The following is a 22,483-nucleotide window of genomic DNA, read 5'->3' as shown; positions in this document are numbered from 1 at the left end:
TGGTGGGCCACGGCTATGTCTGCTCCCGCGACTTCAGAGCTTGAGGGCAGGAAGACCGCGAATGTCTGCATCGTCGGTGCCGGATATACCGGCCTAACCACTGGCATAGAGCTGGCACGCAAGGGTGTGAGCGTTGTCATCCTCGAGGCGCGTGAAGCCGGCTTTGGCGGATCGGGCCGCAACGCCGGACACTCCACGCCGACCTTCACCTATTTCAGCCTTCCGGAGCTGCGGAAGATTCTGGGTGAACCGTGGGCGGAGCGGCTCATTCACCGCCAGTCACGCGCCAACGACAGTGTCTCCGGCATGATCGAGCGCTACCAGATCCAGTGTGAGTGGCAGCAGAACGGTTATGTGCAGGCTGCCCACCGCCCGGGTGCCATCGCTGCTCTGCAGAAAAAGGCCGAGGACTACAACGCAATCGGTGCCAGGACACGCTTCATCGACAAGCAGGAAGTGGAAGACCTTACCGGAAGTCCGCGTTTTTATGGTGGCTGGTTTCACACCGAGGGCGGGCACCTGAACCCGCTCGGCTATTCCCGCGGGCTTGCGCGGGCCATGATGCAGGAGGGGGGCGCCATATACACGGGTTCGCCAGCCACCAACATCACGCGGCAGGACGGCAAGTGGCTTGTGCAGACGCCACGTGGCGAGGTCCTCGCGGAGAAGGTGATCTTTGCGACGGGTGCCTACACGGTGCAGGGGTGGCCGGGCCTCGAGCGGAGCTTCAAGATCATGAAGGTCTTCGTTGCGGCCACGCAGCCGCTTTTGCCCGAGACGCGGCGCGGTGTCATGCCAAGCAACACCACGATGAATGACGGCCGCGGCGATTTCTTCGTCTATAAATATGATACGGCTGGCCGGATCGTGGCCTCCATGTTTCCGATGGGCGCGCGCGGCCGCGACATCGCCTATACAAAGCAGCTGATGACGGACCGGCTGAAATGGCTGCATCCCCAGATCCGCGAAGAGATCCGATGGGAGTACTTCTGGTTCGGCGAACTTGACATGCAGCGCCGAACCGTCCCCCGGCTCTATGGCCTTGCCCCCGGCGTCGTGGGGCTTACCGGGCTTTCAGGCCGTGGTGTTCCGACCGGCAGCATGCTGGGCGGAATTCTCTCCGAATGGGCACTCGACGTTCCGGAGAGGGATCTTGCGCTGAAAGTCGAACCACTCCGTGATGCGCCATTCTACATGAGCTTCGCCCCGCAGATGAATCTCCGCTACTACCGCGTCAAGGACAACATACTGACGAAGCGTGATGGAGCGCCGCTGCCGCCCCACGCGTGAGCCGGGTTCAAGCTCTGTCCGGATCTTTCGGCAGCGGTGCTTGCGCCATTCCATTCATCGCTGTAACCGCCTCGACGAGGCGCGGCATCGCTGCGTCTCCCAGGCCGTTTGATTTCGCGATCATGAAGAGATGCTGGGCCGCGTGGCCAAGCATGCTGGTCATGCCGGCGCCTTCAACCATATGGTTGAAGTAGCTCAGGTCCTTGAGGCTGTTGTTGACCCGCATCAGGTGTGCCTTGGGATCGCGCAAAAGCACCCACCGGCTGATGCGCTCGAACATTCCGCAATAGAGCCCGCCGGGCTTGACGACCTCATGGAGCTTCTGCGGGTCGAGCCCAATGGCCTGACAGGCCGCATAGGCCTCGGCAAACAGTGCCACATAGGCCATTCCGATGAAATTGTTGACGAGTTTCACGCGGTGGCCGTCGCCCACGCCACCTACATGTACGATGTTGGAGGCCCAGGTCTCAATCACCGGCCTGATCCTTGCGAAGGTCTCGGAATCCGCGCCCACAAATGCGTTGAGCGTTCCCGCTTCTGCCTCCACTGGCGAATTACCGAGAGCGGTGTCACACATGATGACACCCTTTTCCGCCAGCCGCTGTGCCAGCCGCAGGGTCGACTCGGGGTCAGCGGTCGATGCGTCGGCGACGATCGTGCCGGGCCTTGCGCCCGCAAGCACCCCGTCTGGGCGCAGGATCACGTCCTCGACGTCGGGCGATGAGTTGAGACAGGTGAACACTATATCGCTGCGCTCCGCTACTTCACGTGGCGTCTTCACCTCGACCGCACCGCGCCGAACCAGGTCATCCACCGGCGCACGATTGCGGTGGCAGATGATGGTGAGGCCATGACCTTTCTCGAGCATATTTCTGGCCATGCCGTGCCCCATTAGGCCGACGCCGATGAAGCCGATCGTGGGTTTTGACATGTCCATTATCTCCTTGTTTGACCTTCGTTGCGTGTCAGTCCGAAGGGCGCCACGTCGAGCTCCGTCTGCTCCTCACTCATCATCTGCGCGAGGAGTCGGGCCGAACCGCAGGCGAGCGTCCACCCGAGCGGTCCATGACCGGTGTTCACGAACAGATTGTCGATCGGCGTTCGGCCAATGACAGGCCGTCCGTCCGGCGTCATTGGCCGCAGCCCGTGCCAGTACTGCGGGGCGGAAACGCCTTCGCTTTCCGGAAAGATGGCCTTGAAGTGTGAGAGGAGCATGCCGCTCCGCACCGGATTGTCCGTCATATCGAAGCCGGCGAACTCGGCCGAACCCGCCACCCGGACACGCTTGCCCATGCGCACCACGGCAACCTTGCGGGCGTTGTCGACGAAGGGGAGGTTGGGCGCGTTGTTCCAGCTACCGATGTCGAATGTGGCAGAATAGCCCTTCACCGGCAGCACCGGAAGTCTGAGCCCTAGCTGGCGGCCAAGCAAGAGGCTCTCGCTGCCCGCCGCCAGAACATAACGGTCTGCGCTCAGCGTTCCCTCGGAGGAGCGAAGTCCCGTCACCCGGTTGTTCTCCAGGGTGAAGCCGTGGACTGTGCAGCCAAACCGGAAGGTCACACCGCGTCTGGCGCAGATCTCCGACAGTTGCTGTGTAAACATCCTGCAGTCGCCGCTGCGGTCGCCCGGGAAGAGGAACCCGCCATGGATCTGGCTGGCGATCGGCCTTAGCGCGGACTCCCGGTCGAGGCAGCCTGCCTGGTCCAGTACGCTGATCTCGCATCCGAGTTCGCGAAAGACCGCAAGCGATGCTTCGGCTGCCTGCATCGAGGCTTTGTCCTCGTGCACCCTCAATGTTCCATGTTTCCAGAGGTCGTAGTGCAAGCCGAGGTCAGCGGTTATGCGCTCGAGGATGTCCCGGCTGAACATCGCAAGCGGCCAGACGGCGCGGGTGTTAGACCTCCAGAGGTTCTCACGGGAATTGTGAAGGAACGACATGCCCCAGGACAGCATGGAGGGCAGGGCCCCGAACCGAAGCAGGAACGGCGCTGTTTCCTTGCCCAGATACTTGATCAGCGTCGCGCCGATGCCGGGTGAGGCCCAGGGATCCGACATGCTGGGGGTGATAAGGGATCCATTCGCAAAGCTGGTGCCATCGGCGGTCGCGCCGTTTTTGTCTATCACCGTAACGGACTCTCCGCGCAGCGACAGTTCATGGGCGAGGGTGGTGCCAATTACCCCCGCGCCAATGACAATCGTGCTCACCGCCGGCTACTGGCCTTGCGAGCTGGCGACTTAGCGGCTTTCCTGGTCGCCTTTCTTGCGGCCGGGCGTCCTCGCTTGGCAGCAATTTGGGCATATGCAATGATCTCGATCCGGGCTCCCGGGACCATGAGTTGCGCCACGATCGTGGCGCGATTGGGATAGGGTTTTTTGAAGTACTCGGCATAGACCGCATTCATGCCTGGGAAGTCCTTCGGATCGGGCAGATAGATCAGAACCTGGGCGACATCGTCAAGACTGCCGCCTGCCGCCTTGAGCGTCTTCTTGAGATTATCGAACGTAAGCCTCGTTTGCGTGGCAATGTCGCCGCTCTCTATCGACCCGTCGGACTTGATGGGAATTTGCGCGGTATATAGGGTACCATTTGCGAGTGTCGCCCATTCGATGGGCGCGCTCGGAACAGGCAGACCAGACTTGACGGCTTTCTTCATCTTCACTCCTCCATTTTCTTCAGGTTATTGATTCATTGCAGATACAAAAACACTTACGCCCCCAAAAGAAGGCGCCGCTGCGCCGTCGCTCCCTGCCGGAAATGGTCGTCGATGATCTCGGTCAGCGCATCGTTCGAGGTGACTTCTCCCAAAGCGGAGGATTGCCGACCGAGCCGGAGCTTTCCTCCGAGTTTGGGATTAGCCGGAATGTGATCAGGGAGGCGATCAAGGTTCTCGCCAGCAAGGGTCTGCTCGAAGTCAGGCCCAGGACCGGCACCCGCATCCGTGCGCGCGAGAACTGGAACGTGCTCGACCCCGACGTCGTCGGGTGGTTTTCGAGCGTGGGAAGCGACATGCAGAATGCCTACGATTTCATTGAATTTCGCCGCATTATCGAACCGCAAGCGTCCTACCTCGCGGCGCTGCGCGCCACCGACACCGACATCGTGCGCATCCTGAAGGCATTGGACAGTCTCTGTGCATGCGTGGGACATCCTGCCAGCATTCCGGCCGCCGACATCGCGTTCCACCGAAGCATCTACGACGCCTCGCACAATGCCGTGCTTCGCCACCTCGGCTCGCTCGTCGCGCCCCTGATGAATAGCCAGATATTGCTGACGACAGCGCCCAAGGGAGCATTCGAGAAGGGACTGCCTCTTCACCGCAAGGTGGCGGAAGCCATAGCAAAGAGGGATCCGAAGAAGGCGGAGCTTCACTCTCGCACGCTCGTTAACATGCCCTATGCCGATCTGCACGTGTGGATTCATTCAGCCGATCGCGGCCTCCTGCCCTGATTAGGCGGCCTCCTACCCTGATTAGATAGAGGAAACCTCGCCTCGCCCCTTGAATATTTCAATGGCTGAAACCCTCTTGTACAATTCAATGATAGGATGATAGGCTGATAATCAATGGACGGCAAGATCGACGTGTTTCGTAAGGCCGCCCAGGCTAGGGAAGTCAAACGCAGTCAGCAGGGGAAGCACCCATGACCATTATTCCACATTCAAGATCGGCCGCCCGCAAGCTCCTCACTTGGGCTGCGGCGGTAGCGTCTTCAGCGACAATTGCGCTCTCGGCTTCGGCCGGCGCCTATGCGGAGGTGAAGACGATCGAAGCCGGAAAACTTACCATCGGCATGAATGGCGACATGCCTATGACGCAGCTCAAGGATGGTACCCTGGGCGGCACTGACGGAGAAATAATGACCTGGGTGGCGAGCCAGATCGGCCTCAAGTCCAATGTCGTGCAGATGGACTGGGCGGCACTCATCGAGGCAACCAAGCAAGGCAAGCTCGATGTGATGCATGGCGCGATGGGCTGGATCGAGCCACGCACCAAGATTATGATCCTGAGCGAGCCGATCTATTATTTTGGGACGCAGCTTGCGCAGAAGGAGGAAAACAACTTTGCCACCTTCGCCGATATGAAGGGCCGCAAGGTCGGCACAGTGACGGGATTCACCCTCGTTCCAGAACTGAAAAGTGTTGAAGGAATTGGTGAAGTTAAACTTTACGACACATCTGACGGCGTGATGCAAGACCTGAATGCCGGCCGAATAGACATGGCGATCCTCGACCCGCCTCTGGTTCAGTATGCGATCTTCCAGCATCCCGAGTGGAAACTGAAGCAGGTAGCTGTCCAGGCCGAACCGGACAAGTATCCGGTCATGTCTGCGAAGTACAATGTGATCTTCGGCATCAACAAGAACGAGCCGGAACTCGCTGAGGCAATTAACACCGCCATCAAGCAGGTTTGGAAGGACTGCCTCAACGTGAAGGTCATGGCCAAGTATGGCTTGGCTGACAAGGAGTGGTTCATCCCACCCGAGAAGAACCCGCGTATCGGGGTTGACCGTGAGGAAGGTTACCAATCGCCCGACGCCAAACACTGCTTCTGAGCATAACGGACTAAACGGGCGGGATAACATCTCGCCCGTCTCATTCCCAGGCGAGGATACTCGAGGATACTGATGAGCAAGGCGGGCGATGGCGCGGCTGCAGGGCAGCCGCTGCTCAGAATTGAAGATCTGCAAAAGAAATTCGGCGATCTGGAAGTTCTCTGCGGCGTCTCCCTCAACGTAGCGAGGGGCGAGAAGGTTTCAATCATTGGGCCGAGCGGATCCGGCAAGACCACGTTGCTGCGATGCATCAACTACCTCGAGAAGCCAAGCGCCGGACACATTTACATTGACGGAACTCTAATTGGCGAAAAAAAGTCCGGTGACCGTTTCATTTACCTGACCGATCGCGAGCTTGCTCGCGAACGCCAGGAGATCGGCTTCGTGTTTCAGCGGTTCAATCTCTTCCCGCATCTGACGGCCCTCGGCAATGTGACCGTGGCGCCCATGCGGGTGCTTAACCTGTCACGCGAGGCCGCGGAAGCGCGCGGCCGCGACATGCTGCAGAAAGTGGGGCTCAGCCACAAGGCCGACGAATACCCGGAACGGCTTTCCGGTGGGCAGCAGCAGCGCGTTGCTATCGCGCGCGTTCTTGCGATGCAGCCGAAACTCATGCTGTTCGACGAAGCCACCTCCGCGCTGGATCCGGAACTCATTGGCGAGGTTCTCCGCGTGATGCGGCAACTGGCCGAGGAAGGTGCAACGATGGTGATCGTGACCCACGAAATCCAGTTTGCAAGTGAGGTTTCCGACCGCGTGATCTTCATGGACCAGGGAAGGATCGTTGAACAGGGATTGTCTAGGGAGGTGTTGTTCAAGCCGAAAGAGGCGCGGACACGCGAATTTCTTAAGCACATTCAGGACCGTTGAGGAACGCCGCTCATGACGTTTTTTCAGATCCTCGAGAAGAACGGCTGGTACTTCTTCACCACATTGCTGAGCGGCTGGCCGGCGACGCTTACCGTCGCATCGGGCGCGCTGGTGTTTGCGCTGATCTTCGGGCTCGTTATCGCGCTGATGCGCATCTCGACGTGGAGGCTGCTGCGCTGGCCGGCGACCGCCTATCTCGAATTTTTCAGGGGCACGCCAGCGCTCGTCCAGCTGTTCGTTATCTATTTTGGCTTTCCCGACTGGGGTTTTCAGCCCTCGCCACTGCAAGCGGCGATTATTGGTCTCGGCATGAACGGCGCAGCTTATATTTCCGAAATCTACCGGGCCGGCATCGAATCGATTCATCGAGGTCAAATGGAGGCGGCGTTGTCGCTGGGCATGACGCCAATAAAGGCTATGCAGCACATCATCCTTCCGCAGGCGATTCGCACCATGCTGCCGCCTATGACAAATTTCTCGATCGTGCTTCTGAAGGATACAGCAATCGTGTTTTCCATCGGCGTTTTGGAAGTCATGGCGCTGGCGCGGCAACTTGTCACCGAGACGCTTACCAGCGCACCGATCTATCTGATGGCCGGCGCGATGTATCTTTGCGTGACCATCCCCATGGCCCGGCTTGCCGCGCGGCTCGAACGCCAGCGCCAAGCCTGGCAATAATGGGGCATCAGCATGCTTGAACTTCCACAGATTTATGCTGAGAACATCCATCGATGGTTGCCGGAGTTGCTTTACTATTCACTAATGACTCTCAAGATCGGCTTCTTCTCATTCATCGTTGCGGTAGTTTTCGGCATACTGGTGGCTCTGTGCCGCGTGTCAAAGAATGGGCTGGTCCGCACGCTTGCGATCTGGTTCATCGAGATCGGGCGGGGATTGCCCATCGTCGTGATACTCTACATCATCTATTTCGTACCTCCCCAGCTCTTCCCCGGGCTCAATTGGACGTGGTTCTCCGATTTCACCGGTGCTGTGCTGGGTCTGGGCATTCATGGCGGAGCTATTCTGGCGGAGGTGTTCCGGTCCGGTATCGAGGCGCTGCACAAGGGTCAGCGCGAGGCGGCGATGTCGCTTGGCATGACGCCTGCCAAGTCTATGGTCTACATCATTCTGCCGCAGGCCACTCGGATTGTTCTGCCACCGGTTGGAAACTATGCCATCGGTCTGCTGAAAGACACGTCGCTTTGCACTCTGATCGGCGTGAACGAGATCATGAACGGCGCCAAGAGTATCGCCTTTTCCGATTACCAGCCGATGGCCGTTTTCATTCTGGTCGCCGGCATCTATTTTGCCATGAGCTACCCGCTGTCGCTGCTCGTGCGGGCGCTCGAACGCCGGTTGAGAACTGCACAGTGAGGAGGACCATGACATGAAGGTAGTGAAGCTCGAGGCCATACCGGTGCGGGTTGCATATAAGCGCGTGGAGTCGAGTTCGCTCATCAACCGCGGCGGAATAACTGATGTGATCGTCAAGATCACTGCCGACAATGGCTTGGTCGGATGGGGAGAATGCACTCGGGCTGCTGACACTGCCGGCATCGAATCCGCCGTGCGCAACATGGCGCCGCTGGTAATCGGCCGGAACCCATGGGACAAAGAGCAGATTCACCGCGATCTCGCCGTCTACGCCGTATGGGCCTTCCAGCCCATGACGGGTAATTTCGCCTATGCGGGAATTGATACCGCGCTTTGGGACTTGTGCGGCAAGGAGGCGGGTCAACCCATCTATCGCATGCTCGGCGGAGCCCTGCGCGAGGAAGTTGACTACTACTATTACATGGAATGGGGCACGCCAGATGAGGTCGCGGAACAGGGACGGGACGGCGCCCGCAAGGGATATCATGCCTATTACATCAAGGTCGGCGTGGACGCGGCGAAAGAGGAAGGGATGCTGGAGGCATTACGCGACTCCGCTGGCCCAGAGGCGCTGATCCGCATCGACGTCAACCAGGCGTGGACTACGCCACAGGCGGTGACGCTCCTCAATCGGTGGCACGCGCGCTTCGATCTCGATTTTGTGGAGGCGCCGATTCCGATCGATCCGGTGGAGAACATGATTGGCCTGCGGGGCAGGGTAAGTGTTCCTTTTTGCATCAACGAGGGCCTATGGCGGGAAGCGGACGCCTACCGGATTATCAAGAGCCGGTGCGGTGATTATCTCTGCTACAGCCAATATTGGGTTGGCTCCCTTGGACGGTGGCATAGCCTCAATCAAGTCAGCCACCTCGAGGGCTGGCAGGTCCTAAAACACACCCATGGCGAACTCGGTCTTACCGCGGCGGCAGGCCACCACGTTATGCTTGCCTGCCCCAATGCCGCGCTCGGAAGCCAGCAGACAGCACAGCTCATGGAGGACGACATCCTCACCGAGCGTTTGCCGATCGCCGACAAGCCGAGTTGGGGCCGTATCGACAAGCCGGGGTTGGGGGTGGAGGTGGATGAGGACAAGCTGATGCGGTTCCACGAGGCCTATCGCCAGCTTGGCGAGTTTCCTACATACAGCGGCAAGCTCACAGCGGCTCTATCCTGAGGAGGACAGATGAATATCAAGGACATCCGGCTCACACCACTCCACTGCACATTCAAGCAGCCGTATCACTGGTCACAAGGAGTTACCTATGGCGCACCTGTGGTGCTCATCGAGATTGAGACCGATGCGGGCGTGACAGGCATCGGTGAGTGCTCGGCTAGTCCGACCCATGCACCAATCCTCGCCATCCTCGAGGATGCGCTTCCACGGTTCATCGGCCAGTCCATATATGACGTCAACCAGCTGATCTGGTCCTATTACCAGTATGGATTCAATGCCAAGGGAATTGGCCGCGCACCGCGCTACTTCTCACAGGCAATGGCCGGCATCGAGCTCGCCGCCTGGGACGCGATCGGAAAGCAGGCGAAGCTTCCCCTTCACCAATTGCTGGGTGGAAAAGTCCGTGACAAGATCGAGTATTTCGGATTCCTGCAAGGCAATACACCTGAAGAAATCGGCGCCCATTCTGAGCAACTGGCTCGTGACGGCTTCAAGGTACTCTATGTGAAGGTAGGACGCGGCAACGAACTCGACATCGCTATCCTTCGCGAGATTCGTAAGGCCGTGGGAGACAGGGTCAGGTTGCGGTTGGATGCGAACGAGGCCTGGGACATGCTCAATGCGCGGCGAATGTTCGAGGCGCTGAAACCGTTCGACCCGGAATTTATCGAGCAGCCCGTATCGGCCTCGACGGGGCCCGAAGGCCTGGCACGGCTTCGTGCCGTCACCAATATCCCGATCGCAGCTGACCAGACGGTCTATTCGGCGGAAGATGTATATGACATTGTGCGCTGCCGTTCGGCCGACGTCATCGTTCTGGGCATGCACGAAACCTGCGGCATCCTCCGTTACCGCAAGGCAGCCGCCGTTGCGGAGGCGGCCGGCGTCAATATCTGCATCCATGGCATTTTTGAGACTGGAATTACGACCGCAGCGACCATTCAGGTGGCTGCGACGATCAACAATCTGGACAATGGAAACCAGATCATGTGGCAGTTGCTTAAGGAAGACATCGTATCCCGGCCAAACTTGGTTCCAAAGGATGGCGCCTTACCCGTCTCCAATCTTCCCGGACTCGGGTTCGAGCTGAATTATGATGCCGTCAATCGTGCCAAAGACGCCTACGCCAAGCTGAGAACGCAAGTCGTGTGAGGAAGTCTGCAGCACGTTGGATCTTGGAGCCCACGCACGGGATCATTCTTGATGATCGCATCCGTGGTATACCCCCCGGCATCTCCGAGCTCGACAGCCTTGACGTTGCACGCATGGGCTGGCACCCCGCAGAAGCTCTGATGCCCCTTCCGGTCCTCACCATGGACGAGGCGGCTTACACCTTCAACCGCGACGCGATGATGAACTATGTGCGTCACGCGGGGGTTGACATTGCCCCGCATGCCAAGACCCCCATGTCCCCGGACCTAGCAAGGGATCTCGTAGATAAGGGGGCCTGGGCCTCGACAGTGGCAGACCTGCGCCAGGCCGCGGTGATGGCCCGTGCAGGACTTCGCCGATTGATCCTCGCTAATGAGACCGGCGGTCATGCGGGCGCTGGCCGCCTCCAGGGCTTTGCGGCCGCTTATCCCAACACCGAACTATATATCTTCGTCGATTCGGTTGCGGGTGTTGATGCTCTTGCGGAAGCATGGAGGGCGGCTCCCGCGCTGCCTCCACTGGCCGTACTCCTCGACATCGGATCAGGACGGTCGGGCACGCGCACCATTCAACAGGCGGAGGGCCTGGCCGATGCGGTGCAGGCCTGCGGAGGCCGTCTTTACCTCGCCGGCATCGGAGCCTATGAAGGTAACACCATTCAGCCCGATGCATCTGTGACGGAGTGTACGTTGGATGAACTCATCACGCGGATCGCTGGAATATTTACGCGACTGCGCTTGCGGCTCGGGAGTAAGCCTGAACTGATACTGACGGTCGGTGGATCATTGTTGTTCGAGCGGATCGTCGACCGGTTAGTGCCAGTCGTCAGGGCCGATGGCCAGGCGAGGCTTGTGCTGCGGAGTGGTGCCATTTTTTTCTATGATCATGGCATTTGTCAGCGCTTCCTGCATGGAGGGGGGACAGCCTTTGTGCCGGCCCTGAGGCTCTGGGCAGAAGTCCTGTCGCGGCCCGAACCGTGGCTTGTTATCTGCGGACTCGGAATGCGAGATGCATCCTTCGACCAGGGCTTTCCCGTCGTGCTGCAGCTCCACCGCGGCGGGCGGCCCCTACCGGGCACGGTTCCGATGCCGGCGGTGACAAAGCTGAACGACCAGCATTGCTTCCTCGAAGTTTCCAAGATCTCAGATATTGCCGTTGGTGACATCGTTGAATTTGGTGTGACCCATGCTTGTACAACGATTGACCGGTATAAGGTCATCTATGGCCTCGATAACAAAGGCCGCGTTCGTCACGCATTCCCCACTTTCTTCGGTTGATTGTAATTGATCGACTGCGGTTAGACCCTCGCCGGAGCGGTTATCAATCGTTCAGATTTCCAGACTGAGTTGATTTGCTGCTGAACTTTCATCCAGCAGCTCTTAGAATACTCTGCCCACGTGCTCTGCCCCCCATTCTTTGGATTACCTGAGGCTTGGGTTTTTTGGAGGCGACGTACTCCAACTGGAAGAGGAAGTATAATGGACTGCTGTTGGACGATATACGGCGACTGAAGCAACTCGAGGACGAGAACGCAAAGCTGAAGAAGCTGGTTGCGAATCTCTCGCTCGAAAACGCGATGCCACAGGATGTGCTCCACTGAAAAATTTAAGGCCTGTATGCAAGCGCCAACTGGTGAACAAGGTTTGCAGTTGTCAGCCAGTTTGTGCAATTGTTGGTGTTGAAAAGTCGGTCATCCGGTGGATTTAGGGTAAATACATTCAAAGGATTTGGTAATGACCAATATTCTTTCGGCGATGGCAGTGAGTAAATTCGACGACCAGGGTTTTGTCGCGCCTATGTTTGCCCTTTCCACAGATGAGGCTGAACACTATCGATTGCGACTGAAGAGAGCCTCGGCAGAGCAACCCGAGATCAGTCAGCGCGTGCTCAAGATGAAATCCCATCTGGTGTTCGGTTGTCTGGACGAACTTGTGCGGTTGCCGGCCATTCTTGACGTGGTGGAGAGCCTGCTCGGCCCTGATATCCTGGTATGGACTTCGAGCCTTTTTGCCAAGATGGCGGCCTCGCCGGATTATGTGTCGTGGTATCAGGACATGGCTTATTGGGGACTCGATCCACCGGAAATCGTGACTGCCTGGGTTGCGCTTACCGACAGCAAGCCGGATAATGTCTGCATGCGGGTGGTGCCCGGTACCCACAAGTTCGATGTAGTGCCACACAACGATACGTTTTCTGCTAACAACATGTTGAGCCGTGGTCAGGAAGTCGCGGTAGAGGTTGACGAGGTAGTAACAGTCGATATCGAACTTAATCCCGGTGAGATGTCGTTTCACCATGCAAAGATTGTGCATGGCTCGCATGCCAACGCTTCTTCACGGGCGCGCATCGGATTTGCCATCCGCTACATTTCACCCTCAGTGCGCCAAACTGTAGGAGCCGAAGATAGTGTCATGCTGGTGCGCGGTGAGGACAAGCAAAGAAACTTTTTCTACGATCCGCGCCCAAAGCACGATTTCGACACGGTAGCTCTGCCGGCCTACGAAGAAATCTGTGAACGCAGCCGCCGAATTCTCTTCCGTCCCACGCCTACCCCATAGGAAGTAGTGATGCGTATTTCCGCCATCGACATACATTGGTTGCGCTTGCCGCTTGCCGCGCAAGTCGCTGATGCCATGACCGATCTCTCATCGTGGGACTTCATAGCTGCCAAGGTTACTACTGACGACGGCCCCGTCGGCTGGGGGTACAATTGTACGATTGGCGAAGGCAGCGAAATGCTCGTCACTCTGCTGTCGAAAGATCTGGCGCCTCGGTTCATCGGACGTGACCCGTTTCTGGTTCGCCGGTTGTGGCAGGAAATTTATCTCGACCGTTACTTCACTGGAATCACCGGTGTAGCCGTTCAAGGGGTTGCTGCAATCGAGATTGCTCTTTGGGACATCATAGCAAAGGCCTGCGGGCAACCATTGTGGAGGTTGCTCGGCGGCTACAATGATAATCGGATCCCGGCATACAACACCAACGGTGGCTGGCTCGGGTTCACTGAAGCTGAATTGATCGTCAATGCCAAATCCACGCAGCAAGCCGGTTTTTGTGGCTTCAAGATGAAAATCGGAAAGCCCAGACTGTCCGAGGACGTGACCCGCGTTGCCGCCGTTCGCAAGGCCGTCGGGCCGGACTATCCGGTGATGGTAGATGCCAACGGCCGCTGGGATTTTGTAACAGCAAGACGTGCTATCGACGCGATCAGCAATTTCAACATTTACTGGTTCGAGGAGCCGGTTCATCCCTTCGACGTTGCGGGCCACGCGGCCCTGGCACGGGCAACGTCTGTACCGATACTAGCCGGCGAAACGATGTATGATCCGCGCATGTTCCGCGACTTCATGGTGGCAGGTGGGATGGGCATTGCGCAGCCCGATGTTCTGAAGCTTGGCGGGATAAGTGGCTTTATGGAAGTTGCGGCTCTGGCGCGGGCCTTTGGTCTTCCGGTTGTGCCAGCAGGACACAATATGATGCAACTCGACGTGCAACTCATGGCTGCCATCCCGCACGGCCTGATGCTAGAGCATATTCCGTGGTTGGAACCAGTCTTCGTACGTCCAGTCCGCATCGAAAATGGTCACGCATTGGTGCCGAGAGAGCCCGGTGCGGGCACCGATGTTCGCACCGATGCAATCACGAAATATGGAGTCGTGCACTAGGAAAACTTGTGCTGCAAAAGTTGAGGCCGGGGCGGTCGATCAGCTGTGTCTTGACCGCAAATCAAATCTGATTGTATTGGTGATGGAACCTGCCAAGAAGTGGATTGGGCTGGATGCGCCCGGTTGTCTGCACTGCGTGGTAGACGGGAGTACCCTTGCTCAACGATAGATATGTGAGGTGGTCCTGGTTAGCTGGACAGGTCGGCAGCAGATTTAAGGTGTAGTCCAGACAGTGATTACGCTACCAGTTTCCGGCTCAGAACGAACACACAAACGGATTGATCCGGCAGTACTTGCCCAAAACCCGCTCCTTCCTGGACCTCGACCCTGCCGAGGTTGACAAAATCGAGCGCCTGCTCAACAACAGGCCCAGAAAAATTCTCGGCTTTAAAACCCCGCAAGAAGTCTTCTCCACCCCGCCCCCTGGGGCTTTTCAATGTTGAATTGGCGACTCTAAATTAGAGGAGGTTTGATTGGCGCTGGCTATGTCGTTGGCCATGAGTATGAGGTGATGGTTTATCTGCGAGCCGAGTTGTCGCCGCTGCCCCGTAGCCATAACAAATGCCCGCATTTCAAACTGGGCAGCCGCGAGACAGCGCGATAGGATTGCAAGAGCGACGACTAGTAAACAGTAGATTGAGATCTGCCCCGTGGAGGGGATTCCTCAGGTGGGGACTCCAAACTCCTACTTCCTCTTCAACCGCAATCTAAGTATATGCCGCTCAATTTCATCATTAAGCGCATGGGCGTTTCCCGCAGCGAGAAGATCGCGAATTTTGCGGTGGTGAGGCCCCATGATGGCGGCATCGCGTTCGTCACGAATCTCGTGCCCAAACACGATGAAGACATGACGCGCTAGTGTTTCCCACAATGTGAGTACAATGCTGTTCTCTGATACGCGGCATATCTCGCGGTGAAAGCTAAGATCAGCTTTACTGACATCAATCCACTCTAAACGGCTGGCCGCCCGTTCCATCGAAACGATTATCCGGTCCAAACCGTCCAGAAGGGAGGGCTCTCGTTTGTATCTCGATGCGGATGTGGCCATCGCCAGTTGTTCAAGTGCAATACGAGCTTTGCAGATTTGATCGACGCGATCATCGTTAAAGTGGGCAATGCGAGTGCCGCGACGAGGTATGCTCTCGACGATGCCCTGGGCCTCGAGAATTTTCAGGGCTTCCCGGAGCGGCACTCGGCTCATATGAAGCATCCCCGCAAGTTCGGTCTCGACCAGTCGCTGCCCAGGCTTCAGAACGCCCGATGAAATGCCAGTCACTATCGCATCAGCCGCTTGTTCAGCGAGGCTTGGCGAACGCGTCATGCTCAGAGTTGGCAGGGAGGCTGCTTCGAGTGGCTTTGGTGTCCCCATACAACGATAATCCTTGTAAACTACGATCGTTTGTATACAATTATACACCAGTTCGAAATTCCAAGGAATAGAAACACGAGTTTCCTAAGAGATTCGCCTGCACCTGCCTTGCCACAGGGGTGCTCCGACTGTCGAGCTCCGACTACTCTTGTGAGGACCTATGACGTTCAGGACGATTTCCCCTGTGCTGGAAACCGAACCGCCGCGGCTCAGGATCACCGGGATCGATTGTCATGTTCTACTGGCGCCGGACTTCGACGTCAGCTTCACCTCGTCGGCGCAGGATAGTCTCATCGTTGTCATTCACACCGACGGAGGAGTGTCTGGAATTGGCGAGTGTGACGCCAATCCGTGGATGGCCAAGAGCTGCATAGAGGCGCCGGGAACGCACACTATGGGCATGTCCATAAAGGACATGCTGATCGGAGCCAATCCGTTCGAAATCGGAGAATTGTGGCGACGCATCTATCTTGGAACCGCAATGAATGGCCGGCGGGGCATGGTCATCCATGCACTGAGCGCCGTCGAAATGGCGTTGTGGGATCTCTGCGGAAAGGCAGTGGGCAAGCCCGTGCATCAACTTCTCGGTGGCGCAACCCGCCAGTCGATCACGCCCTACGCCTCGCTGCAGCCTGCGGGCGGCCGCTTTGAGGAATATCGGGATGCCCTTTGCCAATCGGCTGAACGGGCGAAGAACCTCGGCTTCAAGGCAATGAAGACCGAGATCACGATGAATGGCCCCTATGCGCATGGCGGCATGCGGGAAAGCTACGATCGGCACACCGAGGTGCTGGCAGCAGTACGCAAGACAATCGGCTACGATGTGACGCTCATGGTGGATGTCCAGTACTTGTGGGATGACGCGGAGACCTGCCTGACCGTGATCAAGGACTGGGGTGAGTTCAAGCCCTATTTCCTTGAAACCCCCCTCTGGTCCGACGATGTTCGGGAGATCGCCAAGCTGGTCGAACGAGCCCCGATGAAGATTGCCTTCGGCGAATGGCTGGCAACACGCTTCGAGTTTGAAGAACTCATGGATGTCGGGAACGTTCAGGTGGCCCAGCCCGACGTTGGACGGGTCGGTGGTATCGGCGAAGCAAAGATCGTCTGTGACATGGCGCTGGAGCGCGGTCGCACCATCGTTCCTCACTGTTGGAAGACAGGCATTTCGATTTCCGGAACGGCGCATCTCGCGTTTGTGACCAACCACTGCGCATTCATCGAGTATCTGCCACCGCAGCTCTGTCATGAGAGGCTGAGACGAGAGTTGGCCCAGGAAGAACTCATCTTCAGCAAAGACGGAACAATTCCTCTGCCAACCAAGCCTGGGCTGGGGGTCGAGGTCGATTGGGACGTGGTGAAACGCTACACAGTGGCCTAGCAGAAGAATTTGCCCTCGGCTTACCGAGCCGTGTAGCCACCATCCATCGCGATTGCCTGCCCGGTGGTGAATGCCGACAGGTCGGAAGCAAGGTAGACGGCAAGTTCGCCCACTTCCTCGATCGTGCCGCCACGCGGGATCGGGTGCATCATGCGCTTGGTTCGAAGGGAGGCCTCCGGATCACTCTCCATCGCGGCAACCTCCCTAGCCAGGGCCGTTTCGATAAACCCCGGACAGATCGCATTCACACGGATTCTCTGCTCGGCGAGGTCGAGCGCCATTGACTTCACCATGCCGATCACGCCCGCCTTGGCGCCGCAATACGCGACGCGCTCTCTCTGGCCCACCAGCCCGTACATGGAAGAGATCGCAATAATCGAGCCCTGTCCCGCGGCCAAGAGACAATCGGCAGCCATCCGGACCGCCAAGAATAGCGGTGTCATGTTGTGCTCTATGATGCGCTGAAACTCCTCCGGGCTCGTCTCCAGGGCGGGTGTGCGTCCACCCGCACCGGCACTGATGACCAGCGTGTCGATTCCTCCCATGCGCTCTGCTGCCACTGCTGTGACGCGCCTTACATCCGCCTCCGAGGTCGCATCACCCGGGGCGTAACCTGCCACACCCGCACCAACCGCTGCCGCAGCGTCGGCAAGAACATTCGCCCGGCGCCCGGAGAGAAAGACCATCGCCCCTTCTCGAGCCAGTGCCTCCGCACACCCCAAGCCGATCCCTGTCCCCCCGCCATAGATTAGCGCACGCTTGCCTGCCACTCGGCCACTCACTGCGAAACTGCTCATTTCTTCGGTCTGACTTCGAAATTCAGGATTGCCGAACTCCTGATCGCATCCCAGTCGGTGCGAATACCAAGACCAACGCCCGACGGTGCATGCACATAGCCGTCTTTGTCGGTTCGGATCACATCCAGGGCGCCGTGTTCGAACGCAGGATAGGGAACGGGTTGCTCGAAGTATGTGCAATTCTGATAGGCTAGCATGACATGCAGGTTGGCAGCCTGTGTCAGCGTATAGCCCCAGCACTGGATCTCCACGCTCATGCCATGAGCCTCGGCCAGACCCATGATCTTGCGCAGGGGGGTTATGCCGCCGCAGATCGTCGCGTCGACACGCAATGCACTCCAGCAATCGAGCTCGATACCCGCGGCGAGCTGCTGAAGATCGACCCACGTGTTCCCGGCTGCAATGATGGGAACGGCGCTACGACGCTTGATCTCCCGATAGGCAGCGAAGTTGGTGTCGGGAACCGGCGCTTCGAACCACCGAAACCCCAGCTCTCCAATCCGCTTGCCCACCTTCAGCGCTCCTTCGAGGTCATAACGCTGCTCTACATCGAGCATTAACTCCATGCCGCTGCCTGCAAAATGTTTCGCGGCAGCTTCGCACATCGGCAGGTCACGGGCGGGGTTGCACCAGCAATGAAACTTGACCGCCTTGAATCCTTCCCGCTGCCGTTCCGAGACGTAGTCGATGTAAGCCATGTTGTCCGGCAGCAGAGGCGTTGACGCATAGGAAAGGATCTTGTGCCGCGCGCCCCCGAGAAGTTGGTAGAGTGGAAGTCCCGCTTGCCGGGCTGTCATGTCCCAAAGCGCAATGTCGATGAGCGATTGCGCCTGCGGGACCTGTGGCGTTCCAAGATTACGAAAGCGGTGCCATAGACCTTCACGCTCCGCGGCCGTCTGGTTCATGATTTCGGGCAGAAGGTAGCGAAGCGTCTCGCCAACCGACAGATCGAAGCCATGCGAAGTGATCATCGCCGCGCCGGCAATACCCTCAAGGCCCCCATGGGTGGTGAGTCGTAGGACGATGTTGGCCATGTGCTGGCCCGCCATGCCTTCAGCCCAAGCATGTTTCTCGGTGTCCGGTCCCACCACGAAGACTTCCGCTCTATCGATGCTCTCGCTTTTCATTTCTGATCTCCACCGCTTGTGCTTCCGGGGCGGCCCCCGGAACTTTCTCCGTGCCAGCCAAGGTGCCTCAGGAATTCCCGGGTCCTCTCGCCGGCGGCATCATCGAAAATCTTGCCGGGGAAGCCCTCCTCGATGATGCGGCCCTTGTCGAACACGACAACCCAATCCCCGACCCGACGCGCGAAATCCATCTCGTGGGTGACGACCACCATGGTCATTCCTTCGTCGGCCAGCTTCTTCATTACGCTAAGTACTTCACCGATGGTCTCGGGATCGAGTGCGGACGTCGGTTCGTCGAACAGCATGACGGCCGGCTCCATTGCCAGTGCCCGGGCAATGGCGACGCGCTGCTGCTGTCCGCCCGACAACATGGAGGGATAGGCAGCTTCCTTGTCAGAAAGGCCCACTTTCGCCAGCAGCGCACGCGCACGGGCCTCGGCCTTCTCCCTGTCGAGCTTCAGCACGGTGGTCGGCGCCAGGGCTATGTTTCGCAGTGTCGTGAGATGGGGAAAGAGTTCGAAATTCTGGAAGACCATGCCCATCCGCTGGCGGATCCTCCGAGTTTCCTCCGCGCTCCGGGTGTCGACGGACTTGCCCTCGAAGATCACCCCGCCTTCGTCGGCGATGTCCAATGCGTTGGCACATCGCAGCAATGTGGATTTTCCAGATCCCGAAGGTCCGATCAGGCAAACGACCTCACCGCGGTTCACTTTCAGGCTGACATCGTCGAGAGCCAGGACGCTGCCGTACCGTTTCCTGATGTTCTGCAGAACCAAGAGCGGGGCATCACTTCCGACGCGGCTGGAGTTCTGTCTTTCCTGCATCATTCGACCACCTTGAATCGCCGGTGTATCCAGTCCACCATCTTCGCTTGCGGATATCCCATGAGCCAGTACAGGACGGCCATTGCCGTCAGGACCTCGAGTATGCGGTATGTCTCGGATCTGATCTTGAGGCCGACATAGGAAAGCTCAGGCACCGAGATGATGGAGACCAGCGACGTATCCTTAAATAGCGAAACCCATGTTGTCGCAAGCGCCGGAAGCACGCGCAACGCGGCCTGTGGCAAGATGATGTGCCATAAAATCTGGATATCGGTCATGCCGAGAGCGCGTCCCGCACTCCACTGCCCTTTTCTTATTGAGACGATGCCCGATCGAAAGGTCTCCGAGTTGAACGCCGAAATGTTGCAGGTAAGCCCAACGATGGCGGTTGCGATCTGCGACATCTGCACATCGAAATAGGCGGGCAACACGTAATAAACCCAGTATATCTGAAGTATCAGCGGCGTTGCTCTGAAGAACTCAACAAAAGCTGTCGCCGGCTTTGAGACCAAACTCAGTGGTGAAAGCCTCATGAACGCCAAGACAAGACCTCCGGGGATGGAAAGCGCCATGGTGACAACGCTGAGCCATATCGTCATCCAGGCACCGGCAAGAAGACGCGGAAGGTTGTCCCAGACGACGTCCCAATGAAGGTTCATGACGATCCCAGGAAGGAGATGCGCCGGTACAGCCTGTCGACGCTCCGAGCCACCGGAAAGCACAGGAGAAAGTAAATTAGCATCGCGCCGGTGTAGAGTTCGAAGGGCCGAAACGTCTTGCCTGCAACGACCTGGGTTTGCCTCAGCAGCTCCGGCACGGCAATCACCGAAGCGATTGCACTATCCTTGATGGCGAATATAAGCAGCGAGCCGAGCGACGGCAGCATGCGTATGAGCGCTTGCGGAAGGATCACCGTGCGAACGGCCTGCATGCGGCTCATGCCGAGAGCGAGGGCCGCCGACATCTGCCCACGCCTCACGGACGTAAGGCCAGCGCGAATCGTTTCCGCGACGTAGGCACCAAGGTGAATTCCGAGAGCCGCAATCGCAGCCGTCATCACATTGACGGAAATACCGATGGCAAGCGGAAATGCAAAGTATATCCAGATCAGGACGACAAGCAGGGGAATGGCCCGCATCGTGTCGACATAAAAGCCCAGTATGCGGTCAACCCACTTGCCGCCGTAGGTGCGGAGACTTCCCACGACGATGCCGATGGCGAATCCCAGCAGCATCGACGACAGGCTGATGACCACGGTGATCCAGACGGCCTTGAGCAGAAAAAACCAATTGTTTGCGAATGGCGCCAAGCTGATCGTCATGGAAAGTGTCCGCTCAATCAGTAAGCCAGGGTTTTGGCGGACACCGGCCACGAGGCCCGCGCCGCCAATCCCGGTGCAGGGCGTCAGTTGCCTTTAAGAGTTTTGATCTCTTCCGCAGTCACCTTGTCCTTGACGTCCTCGTACACGGCCTGAAGCCAGTCACGGAAGACGGGGTCCCTCTTGTCAACAGCCATGCCGACGTCCGTCGCCATCTCGTTGCTCGTGAGACAGTTGTCTCCCAGTGGGAAGACAATCAGACCAGGCACCTGCTTCTGCAACTGCGGCCACGCACCGTTGTCAATCGGTGCAACATCTGCGCGCTTCGCCATGATTTCTTCGACGGGTGCATTGGCGCCCGAACCTGCCACGCCCTTAAGAACCATTTTTGGAAAGCGTGTGGGAGCCCATGTTTCAGGCGGGGTGCCGACGAAATAAGCCATCGTCAGGTCTGGGTTGTTGAGCTCGTCAACGGACTTCAGATCCTTGATCTTTGGATTGTCGGCAAGTCCGAAGAAGCAGAGGCTGGATTTCGAATATACAATGAAGTCTACGACTTCCTCGCGCTTGGGGGTAACCGAGAGCGGAGCAATCGAAATGTCTGCTTCCCCTGTTGCGAGAATTGGCACCTTTGTCTCGTGGCTTACGGGAACGATCTCCAACTTCACGCCCAGCCGATTGGCAAATTCATTGGCAAGGACCCAAGCCGGACCGGAGAACTGCTCGCCGCTTCCGGACGTGTTTTCGGGAAGCCACGGAAATTCTCCAATTGCAGCCGCCTTCAGTGAGCCGCGAGCCTTAATCGTATCGATCGTTGCGCTCTTTCCGGCTGCCGGAACATCAGAAGCGGCTGCCAGAGCACAAACCGTGGTAGACCCAAGGGTCAAAGAAAGCACTGCGCCAAATACGAAGCTGCGTTTTATCATCGATTCCTCCCATGTTCGGTCGCATCAACGGACTTTTGAGACCGGATCAGCAGGCGCCGTCGGTCAAGGCGTCACGACCAACGAAAACGCTATCATCCTGTATACAGTTATACAAGAGGTTTGGCTGGGTAATGTCAACGCAAAGGTAACTGCCCAGGTACCGGCTGCGGTAGCTTGGATGGCGGCTTGAGTAATTTATCTGGACATCCCCGGGGTTTGGCGATTCAAGATTCGGATGAGTCGGGCCAAATCAGCAGATCGGTTGAGAGAGGAAGAGCTCCTTGCCATCATCGCCGCCCAGACGGCCCATATAGTTGCACTCACGGCGCGCCTTGACGCACAGACGGCGCAGATGCAGTCCCAGCGGGTTCAGATGGAGGCCATGGTTGCCGAGAACGTGGCCCTGAGGTGCAAGGTGGGGGAACTTGAACGCTGCCTGGGACTGAACAGCACCAACAGTTCCAAGCCACCCTCGAGTGATGGATTGAAGAAGCCGTCACGGGTGCGAAGCCTCCGCGAAGCCTCGGGGAAGAATCCCGGCGGCCAGAAGGGCCACAAGGGCGAGACGTTGAAACAGGTGGCCCACCCCCAGAATGTGGTTGATCACCGGCCCGGAAGCTGTTCCGGATGCGGCGCCGCCTTGGGCCCCGACATGTCGATCGGGG

General features: G+C 58.1%; 23 protein-coding genes and 2 pseudogenes. 15 read left to right on the top strand and 10 right to left on the bottom strand.

The genetic code is table 11. The features are described from left to right. The coding region (locus WCJ41_RS14795) for an FAD-binding oxidoreductase (RefSeq protein WP_336906601.1) at positions 1–1,290 on the top strand (1,290 nt) is incomplete at its 5' end. Positions 1,291–1,297: 7 nt separating this feature from the next. On the opposite strand, the gene WCJ41_RS14790 is transcribed toward WCJ41_RS14795, so the two are convergent. The 3 genes from WCJ41_RS14790 to WCJ41_RS14780 are packed head-to-tail and all read right to left on the bottom strand — an operon-like array spanning position 1,298 to position 3,944. Beyond that, complete coding sequence (locus tag WCJ41_RS14790) at positions 1,298–2,221, bottom strand: NAD(P)-dependent oxidoreductase (protein ID WP_336906600.1); 924 nt, start codon at positions 2,219–2,221, stop codon at positions 1,298–1,300. Between the two features lie 5 nt (positions 2,222–2,226). Next, a complete protein-coding gene (locus WCJ41_RS14785; RefSeq protein WP_336906599.1) occupies positions 2,227–3,495 on the bottom strand; it encodes a D-amino acid dehydrogenase in 1,269 nt (422 codons plus the stop codon). After that, a complete protein-coding gene (locus tag WCJ41_RS14780; protein WP_336906598.1) occupies positions 3,492–3,944 on the bottom strand; it encodes a RidA family protein in 453 nt (150 codons plus the stop codon). The genes WCJ41_RS14785 and WCJ41_RS14780 overlap by 4 nt, the downstream gene beginning before the upstream one ends. Positions 3,945–3,979: 35 nt before the next feature. On the opposite strand from WCJ41_RS14780, the gene WCJ41_RS14775 reads away from it, so the two are divergent. From WCJ41_RS14775 to WCJ41_RS14720, 12 genes and pseudogenes are all read left to right on the top strand, one after another. After that, positions 3,980–4,738 carry a FadR/GntR family transcriptional regulator gene (locus WCJ41_RS14775; protein WP_336906597.1) on the top strand — a complete coding sequence of 253 codons (759 nt, stop codon included), beginning with the start codon at positions 3,980–3,982 and terminating at the stop codon, positions 4,736–4,738. 191 nt (positions 4,739–4,929) lie between these two features. Then, positions 4,930–5,841, top strand: coding sequence for an ABC transporter substrate-binding protein (locus tag WCJ41_RS14770; RefSeq protein WP_336906596.1), 912 nt, complete (start codon positions 4,930–4,932; stop codon positions 5,839–5,841). 72 nt (positions 5,842–5,913) lie between these two features. Then, entirely contained in the window at positions 5,914–6,711 is a 798-nt protein-coding gene (locus WCJ41_RS14765) for an amino acid ABC transporter ATP-binding protein (RefSeq protein ID WP_336906595.1), read from the top strand. Positions 6,712–6,723: 12 nt separating this feature from the next. Continuing rightward, the gene (locus tag WCJ41_RS14760; RefSeq protein ID WP_336906594.1) at positions 6,724–7,389 is read left to right on the top strand and encodes an amino acid ABC transporter permease; all 666 of its coding nucleotides are present in this window, start codon (positions 6,724–6,726) and stop codon (positions 7,387–7,389) included. 12 nt (positions 7,390–7,401) lie between these two features. Beyond that, positions 7,402–8,085 (top strand): amino acid ABC transporter permease, encoded by a 684-nt coding sequence (locus WCJ41_RS14755; protein ID WP_336906593.1) that lies wholly within the window; start codon positions 7,402–7,404, stop codon positions 8,083–8,085. Between the two features lie 13 nt (positions 8,086–8,098). After that, on the top strand, positions 8,099–9,259 hold the full coding sequence (locus tag WCJ41_RS14750; protein WP_336906592.1) for a mandelate racemase/muconate lactonizing enzyme family protein: 1,161 nt from the start codon (positions 8,099–8,101) through the stop codon (positions 9,257–9,259). 9 nt (positions 9,260–9,268) lie between these two features. Beyond that, complete coding sequence (locus WCJ41_RS14745; RefSeq protein ID WP_336906591.1) at positions 9,269–10,411, top strand: mandelate racemase/muconate lactonizing enzyme family protein; 1,143 nt, start codon at positions 9,269–9,271, stop codon at positions 10,409–10,411. A 23-nt stretch (positions 10,412–10,434) separates the two neighbouring features. Then, entirely contained in the window at positions 10,435–11,688 is a 1,254-nt protein-coding gene (locus WCJ41_RS14740) for an alanine racemase (RefSeq protein WP_336906590.1), read from the top strand. Between the two features lie 167 nt (positions 11,689–11,855). After that, positions 11,856–12,100: pseudogene (locus WCJ41_RS14735) on the top strand (transposase); the annotation flags it as partial. Between the two features lie 44 nt (positions 12,101–12,144). Beyond that, entirely contained in the window at positions 12,145–12,969 is an 825-nt protein-coding gene (locus tag WCJ41_RS14730) for a phytanoyl-CoA dioxygenase family protein (RefSeq protein ID WP_336906589.1), read from the top strand. A 9-nt stretch (positions 12,970–12,978) separates the two neighbouring features. Then, complete coding sequence (locus tag WCJ41_RS14725) at positions 12,979–14,076, top strand: mandelate racemase/muconate lactonizing enzyme family protein (RefSeq protein ID WP_336906588.1); 1,098 nt, start codon at positions 12,979–12,981, stop codon at positions 14,074–14,076. 260 nt (positions 14,077–14,336) lie between these two features. Continuing rightward, a pseudogene (locus WCJ41_RS14720) lies at positions 14,337–14,519 on the top strand (hypothetical protein); the annotation flags it as partial. A 242-nt stretch (positions 14,520–14,761) separates the two neighbouring features. On the opposite strand, the gene WCJ41_RS14715 reads toward WCJ41_RS14720, so the two are convergent. After that, positions 14,762–15,445 (bottom strand): GntR family transcriptional regulator, encoded by a 684-nt coding sequence (locus WCJ41_RS14715; RefSeq protein WP_336906587.1) that lies wholly within the window; start codon positions 15,443–15,445, stop codon positions 14,762–14,764. Between the two features lie 160 nt (positions 15,446–15,605). On the opposite strand from WCJ41_RS14715, the gene WCJ41_RS14710 reads away from it, so the two are divergent. After that, entirely contained in the window at positions 15,606–16,826 is a 1,221-nt protein-coding gene (locus tag WCJ41_RS14710) for a mandelate racemase/muconate lactonizing enzyme family protein (protein WP_336906586.1), read from the top strand. Positions 16,827–16,846: 20 nt separating this feature from the next. Here WCJ41_RS14710 and WCJ41_RS14705 read toward each other — a convergent pair whose 3' ends face one another. The 6 genes from WCJ41_RS14705 to WCJ41_RS14680 are packed head-to-tail and all read right to left on the bottom strand — an operon-like array spanning position 16,847 to position 21,818. After that, on the bottom strand, positions 16,847–17,623 hold the full coding sequence (locus tag WCJ41_RS14705; protein WP_336906585.1) for an SDR family oxidoreductase: 777 nt from the start codon (positions 17,621–17,623) through the stop codon (positions 16,847–16,849). Further along, positions 17,620–18,750 carry a mandelate racemase/muconate lactonizing enzyme family protein gene (locus WCJ41_RS14700; RefSeq protein WP_336906584.1) on the bottom strand — a complete coding sequence of 377 codons (1,131 nt, stop codon included), beginning with the start codon at positions 18,748–18,750 and terminating at the stop codon, positions 17,620–17,622. Before WCJ41_RS14700 ends, WCJ41_RS14705 begins: the two co-directional genes overlap by 4 nt. Further along, positions 18,747–19,574 (bottom strand): amino acid ABC transporter ATP-binding protein, encoded by an 828-nt coding sequence (locus tag WCJ41_RS14695; protein WP_336906602.1) that lies wholly within the window; start codon positions 19,572–19,574, stop codon positions 18,747–18,749. Before WCJ41_RS14695 ends, WCJ41_RS14700 begins: the two co-directional genes overlap by 4 nt. Beyond that, the gene (locus tag WCJ41_RS14690) at positions 19,574–20,233 is read right to left on the bottom strand and encodes an amino acid ABC transporter permease (RefSeq protein ID WP_336906583.1); all 660 of its coding nucleotides are present in this window, start codon (positions 20,231–20,233) and stop codon (positions 19,574–19,576) included. The genes WCJ41_RS14695 and WCJ41_RS14690 overlap by 1 nt, the downstream gene beginning before the upstream one ends. Then, positions 20,230–20,946: an amino acid ABC transporter permease gene (locus WCJ41_RS14685; RefSeq protein ID WP_336906582.1), complete on the bottom strand. Its 717-nt coding sequence runs from the start codon at positions 20,944–20,946 to the stop codon at positions 20,230–20,232. Before WCJ41_RS14685 ends, WCJ41_RS14690 begins: the two co-directional genes overlap by 4 nt. Positions 20,947–20,978: 32 nt before the next feature. Continuing rightward, the gene (locus tag WCJ41_RS14680; protein ID WP_336906581.1) at positions 20,979–21,818 is read right to left on the bottom strand and encodes a transporter substrate-binding domain-containing protein; all 840 of its coding nucleotides are present in this window, start codon (positions 21,816–21,818) and stop codon (positions 20,979–20,981) included. Positions 21,819–22,053: 235 nt separating this feature from the next. On the opposite strand from WCJ41_RS14680, the gene WCJ41_RS14675 reads away from it, so the two are divergent. Then, positions 22,054–22,483: DUF6444 domain-containing protein (locus WCJ41_RS14675; RefSeq protein WP_336906580.1), on the top strand; the 430-nt coding region annotated here is incomplete at its 3' end.

The organism is Aestuariivirga sp., assembly GCF_037139295.1.
Classification (GTDB): domain Bacteria; phylum Pseudomonadota; class Alphaproteobacteria; order Rhizobiales; family Aestuariivirgaceae; genus Aestuariivirga.
This window is presented reverse-complemented; position numbering and strand designations above follow the sequence as displayed.

What these genes read in the sequence shown, in the direction of transcription:
- WCJ41_RS14790 (WP_336906600.1), bottom strand. Translation starts at nt 2,221, where the DNA reads ATGTCAAAACCCACGATCGGCTTCATCGGCGTCGGCCTAATGGGGCAC.
- WCJ41_RS14780 (WP_336906598.1), bottom strand. Translation starts at nt 3,944, where the DNA reads ATGAAGAAAGCCGTCAAGTCTGGTCTGCCTGTTCCGAGCGCGCCCATC.
- WCJ41_RS14770 (WP_336906596.1), top strand. Translation starts at nt 4,930, where the DNA reads ATGACCATTATTCCACATTCAAGATCGGCCGCCCGCAAGCTCCTCACT.
- WCJ41_RS14765 (WP_336906595.1), top strand. Translation starts at nt 5,914, where the DNA reads ATGAGCAAGGCGGGCGATGGCGCGGCTGCAGGGCAGCCGCTGCTCAGA.
- WCJ41_RS14760 (WP_336906594.1), top strand. Translation starts at nt 6,724, where the DNA reads ATGACGTTTTTTCAGATCCTCGAGAAGAACGGCTGGTACTTCTTCACC.
- WCJ41_RS14755 (WP_336906593.1), top strand. Translation starts at nt 7,402, where the DNA reads ATGCTTGAACTTCCACAGATTTATGCTGAGAACATCCATCGATGGTTG.
- WCJ41_RS14750 (WP_336906592.1), top strand. Translation starts at nt 8,099, where the DNA reads ATGAAGGTAGTGAAGCTCGAGGCCATACCGGTGCGGGTTGCATATAAG.
- WCJ41_RS14745 (WP_336906591.1), top strand. Translation starts at nt 9,269, where the DNA reads ATGAATATCAAGGACATCCGGCTCACACCACTCCACTGCACATTCAAG.
- WCJ41_RS14730 (WP_336906589.1), top strand. Translation starts at nt 12,145, where the DNA reads ATGACCAATATTCTTTCGGCGATGGCAGTGAGTAAATTCGACGACCAG.
- WCJ41_RS14725 (WP_336906588.1), top strand. Translation starts at nt 12,979, where the DNA reads ATGCGTATTTCCGCCATCGACATACATTGGTTGCGCTTGCCGCTTGCC.
- WCJ41_RS14715 (WP_336906587.1), bottom strand. Translation starts at nt 15,445, where the DNA reads ATGGGGACACCAAAGCCACTCGAAGCAGCCTCCCTGCCAACTCTGAGC.
- WCJ41_RS14710 (WP_336906586.1), top strand. Translation starts at nt 15,606, where the DNA reads ATGACGTTCAGGACGATTTCCCCTGTGCTGGAAACCGAACCGCCGCGG.
- WCJ41_RS14705 (WP_336906585.1), bottom strand. Translation starts at nt 17,623, where the DNA reads ATGAGCAGTTTCGCAGTGAGTGGCCGAGTGGCAGGCAAGCGTGCGCTA.
- WCJ41_RS14700 (WP_336906584.1), bottom strand. Translation starts at nt 18,750, where the DNA reads ATGAAAAGCGAGAGCATCGATAGAGCGGAAGTCTTCGTGGTGGGACCG.
- WCJ41_RS14695 (WP_336906602.1), bottom strand. Translation starts at nt 19,574, where the DNA reads ATGCAGGAAAGACAGAACTCCAGCCGCGTCGGAAGTGATGCCCCGCTC.
- WCJ41_RS14690 (WP_336906583.1), bottom strand. Translation starts at nt 20,233, where the DNA reads ATGAACCTTCATTGGGACGTCGTCTGGGACAACCTTCCGCGTCTTCTT.
- WCJ41_RS14680 (WP_336906581.1), bottom strand. Translation starts at nt 21,818, where the DNA reads ATGATAAAACGCAGCTTCGTATTTGGCGCAGTGCTTTCTTTGACCCTT.